The sequence below is a fragment of the Synechococcus sp. R5-13 genome (assembly GCF_047462015.1).
GTDB lineage: Bacteria > Cyanobacteriota > Cyanobacteriia > Thermostichales > Thermostichaceae > Thermostichus.
This window is the reverse complement of the sequence record NZ_JANSIL010000154.1, coordinates 1-3,390: the sequence shown is the minus strand read 5'-3', so window position 1 is coordinate 3,390 and position 3,390 is coordinate 1. Positions and strand designations below refer to the sequence as shown.

Sequence of the window (3,390 nt, the reverse complement as noted above, 5' to 3'; positions counted from 1 at the left end):
ACTTCTTGAGTTTTCTCTATCTCGTCAGTGCTCTCTTTTGGCTCAAATGAAAGATCAACACAACCTAGTTTGGAATGACTATAATGACTATAATTTGTAATTTTTTACAGAAAGAGGCGTTTTTCAAAAGCTGAGCTGGCACTTGTTCTCTCGTTTTAACAAGTTGGCCAGAAACTTCTTAAGCTTTCTCTACTCTGTAGGCACGCTCTTCTGGATCCAGCTGATCCAGCTAGACCAGGGCATGGGGTAAGACTACTCCAAGATCCTATTCTCCCTCGGGGGGTGCTGCCGCCTCAGAATCCAAAATGGCCCCTGCTCCGTAAGAGTCAATATCGATGGCCTGGGATCCACCGGCAGCCAACAGAGCCATCAGGGATCCCAACTGCCACCACACCAAGCCTGCCGTGCTCAACACTAGGATCCCACCGACGCAGGCGGCCAAGGCCATAGACAGGCCAAACACGTTCAGACACGCGGCCACAAACCCAGAGGTAAACAGGCAGCAGAGACTGTAGGTGAGGATCACCCCAGGAGTGCGGCAGCGAATTTGCGCTTGGCTATCCCGGTTGAGCTGCCAAAGGGCCACCTGGTATTCCAAATTGTCCTTGAAAATGATGCCAAAGATAACAGCAAAAAAGCTGAATAAGGCGATGGCAGAGTAAATGGGGGGATTGACGAAGGGATCAGAAAGGGATTCCATAGGGCTGACCTCGGTTTGGGATCCAAGTCCTTAGCTTAACACTTCTTAGCATCACAGAAGATGTCTAGCAGGTCAATGTCAACAACACAACCGATAACGCCAGACCCAGTTGGGGCATGATGAGAACTGGTCGGGTATCACCTCATCTGCAAAAGGGCTGTAATCTGAGATGGGGGCTAAGAGCAGTAGGATGTTCGACAAGGGGCTGTAGCTCAGATGGATAGAGCAAGCGCCTCCTAAGCGCTAGGTCGGCGGTTCAAGTCCGCCCAGTCCCGTCTCCTCAAGCCGCCAAATCTCGCCCAGGCAAGTCAATGATAAAGGTTGCAGGAGTTGTGCAGGTCGTAGCCAGAGACCAGAACCTCTTGCTGGCGATCCCCGAGGCCGATGTCACAGCGCAGGGGATCCCCACCAGCAGCTGTGTAGGTGTGAGACTCCGTCATCCAACGCATGCCAGCTGGGCCAGGAGTGGGAGGAACAACTTCGGGGAGACGATAGTTGGGGGCTTGCCAGGGATCTTGCAGATAACGATCCCCGTGGATCCCTCCGAATTGAATATCGGCGTAGCTGGAAGGATAAACCGTAAAATCCATGCGGAAGATTTCTGAAGCGCGGCCAATGGTCGCCAAAGCTGTTTGGGCTTCAGCAACTCTGGAACGGCGAATGTGGTTAAGCAGGTTGGGAATGGCCACCGCGCAGAGAGTACCGACAATCACAATGACCACAAGCAACTCGATCAATGTCATGCCACGAGGAGCCGCAGTGGCCAGACGAAAGAGGATTCTCCGGAGATACACTTCATGAGGGGAAAACCGACTCATAGCAGTTCCAGTCCCGCTTCGGGAGAAATCAGGCACTTAGCTAAACCCAAAGGAGCTTGCCCCAGTATTCCAGCCTTTCCTTGGTTTCAGGTTACCCTTTGCGGATCCAAAACTTTCCCTGTCAAATCACGCGAACTCCTGAATCCAAAACCCCACTGGATATCAACTGTAGGTAAATTTTTTGTAAACTGGCTTCAAGTTTTAAGGCCAGATAAATCTGAGTTCACTGTGAACTGTTTTCGCGGCTGTCTATGGGGTGACACTGCCAGTTGCTACTGCCCCAAACTTTTATGTGTTACCCATTTTTGGAACAGCAACAGATGAATTTTTGCCTGTGGCTATCTCAATCCTATGGACGGGAATGTCAGACTTATGGTCATTTCGATTCAAACTGGGGCACTGACCCACGCCTAAAACCTTTACTTTCAGAGCGGCGGGAGCTTTGGCAGGATGAGTACGTCGTTCTCAGCCCCCTGTTGGGATGGGGCAATACCCCGATTAGCCCAAGATGTCTATACAGCGGCGAATCAATACCTCGCTCATGCGTTGGCGGTAAAGGGCGCTGGCCCGAAAATCCGCGATCCAGCCGTGGGCTTGCTCTGCCAAAAGTTGGGGAAGATGTTCTGGATCGGGCCGGGATCCCAGCCGCACCAGTTGTGGGGGTGAAAGGGCAGCATTGAGTCCGAAGCGATAATCGCCTGAGTCGGGATCGCGGGATCCAGCGACGATCACCAAGGCGGGATCCGTTTGGGTGATGCCGAGCCGCTGAAAGGTGCTGGGGCCGCGCAGCCGTTGGGCCGGGATCCAGATGGATCGCAAGGCTTCCCCCGGCTGCTGCAGAGTTTGTTGGGGGCCGGTTTGAAAGTCCTGAGCGGGGATGTGGCGCAGGGATCCCTGCAGATCGATCAGCGTGTAGGTGGCCTCAAGGGCGATCAACACGGGCGCTACGACACCGACACTCAGGGCCAGACAGAGATTTCCCCCTATCGTTGCCAGGTGGGCCACTTTGAAAGAAGCCAAAGATGCCATTCCCTCGCACAGGGCGCGGATCCCCGGCCAATGGGGCGGCCAAGGGTATTGCAGCAGTTGCTGGAAGGTACAGGTTGCCCCCAGTTTTAGCCCTTCTGCGCTGATTTCCAGCTCATTCCAGCCCAGAGGATGCAAATCGATCAGTCCCCGCAGGTGGGGTTGCGGCTGTGAGAAGAGCCAAGTCCCCCCGGCCAGCCAGTTCCAGCCGGGATCCCATGCGGTCAAGTCCTCAAGCTGTCGGGGACGAATGTAGGTGTGCAGATGGTGCAGATCCATGGGTTCTCTCAGGCAGGGATCCAGACTGCAGGCTTCAGGGGGCTAGAGAGCTTCCTGAAAGCATTGGGCGAGGGCCTGGCATAGCTCAGGGACAACATCAGCAGGCCAAAAACCTTCTCCGCGCCGGCCTTGATGCAATTGCACGTAGAGGCCCCAGGCAGTGGCGCTGCCGCTGGCTATCAGGGTCAAAGCAGGGAAAGTCTGCTCCAGCGTAATGCTCTCCTCCGCCATCAGTTGGGATGCGATGGCCTCCATATCCTGCTGCAGGCGCTGCACCCCCTGCACAAACGCTTGCCACTCCTCCTGAGTGAGCTCCAGCGCCCAGGTTTCTCCCCCCACCAGGGCAACAAAAGGGGAACGGGTGGGATCCCAGCCCAGCCGCCAGCCGGATCCCTTGTGCAGAGAAGAACGAGCCAAGTAGGAACTCCGTCCCACTGTCGCGATTGGGAATCCATCACCGTTGTTGGCAACAGACAGGCAAGGAAAAGCATCCATGGTGCTGATACATTCACGCTGAACTCTCCTGAACATGGTTCAGGAAAGAAGCGATCGCATCCTGCCTATCTC

4 protein-coding genes and 1 tRNA gene are annotated in these 3,390 nt (G+C 54.9%); 1 reads left to right on the top strand and 4 read right to left on the bottom strand.

From position 1 onward, the window contains the following. Window positions 1-265 precede the first annotated feature (265 nt). Window positions 266-700, bottom strand: coding sequence for a hypothetical protein (locus tag NW840_RS11655; RefSeq protein ID WP_414344439.1), 435 nt, complete (start codon window positions 698-700; stop codon window positions 266-268). A gap of 201 nt (window positions 701-901) precedes the next feature. On the opposite strand from NW840_RS11655, the gene NW840_RS11650 reads away from it, so the two are divergent. After that, a tRNA-Arg gene (locus NW840_RS11650) sits at window positions 902-975 on the top strand. 33 nt (window positions 976-1,008) lie between these two features. Here the strand turns inward: NW840_RS11650 and NW840_RS11645 are convergent. From NW840_RS11645 to NW840_RS11635, 3 genes are all read right to left on the bottom strand, one after another. Further along, on the bottom strand, window positions 1,009-1,443 hold the full coding sequence (locus NW840_RS11645) for a type IV pilin protein (protein WP_414344437.1): 435 nt from the start codon (window positions 1,441-1,443) through the stop codon (window positions 1,009-1,011). Window positions 1,444-2,016: 573 nt separating this feature from the next. After that, window positions 2,017-2,823, bottom strand: a complete 807-nt coding sequence (locus tag NW840_RS11640) for an FAD binding domain-containing protein (protein ID WP_414344435.1) — start codon at window positions 2,821-2,823, stop codon at window positions 2,017-2,019. 42 nt (window positions 2,824-2,865) lie between these two features. Then, window positions 2,866-3,240 (bottom strand): DUF1818 family protein, encoded by a 375-nt coding sequence (locus NW840_RS11635; RefSeq protein WP_414344434.1) that lies wholly within the window; start codon window positions 3,238-3,240, stop codon window positions 2,866-2,868. Window positions 3,241-3,390: the final 150 nt, after the last annotated feature.

Bases quoted from the DNA above. Each gene is read 5' to 3' on its own strand.
- NW840_RS11655 (WP_414344439.1), bottom strand. From the start codon at position 700: ATGGAATCCCTTTCTGATCCCTTCGTCAATCCCCCCATTTACTCTGCC.
- NW840_RS11645 (WP_414344437.1), bottom strand. From the start codon at position 1,443: ATGACATTGATCGAGTTGCTTGTGGTCATTGTGATTGTCGGTACTCTC.
- NW840_RS11640 (WP_414344435.1), bottom strand. From the start codon at position 2,823: ATGGATCTGCACCATCTGCACACCTACATTCGTCCCCGACAGCTTGAG.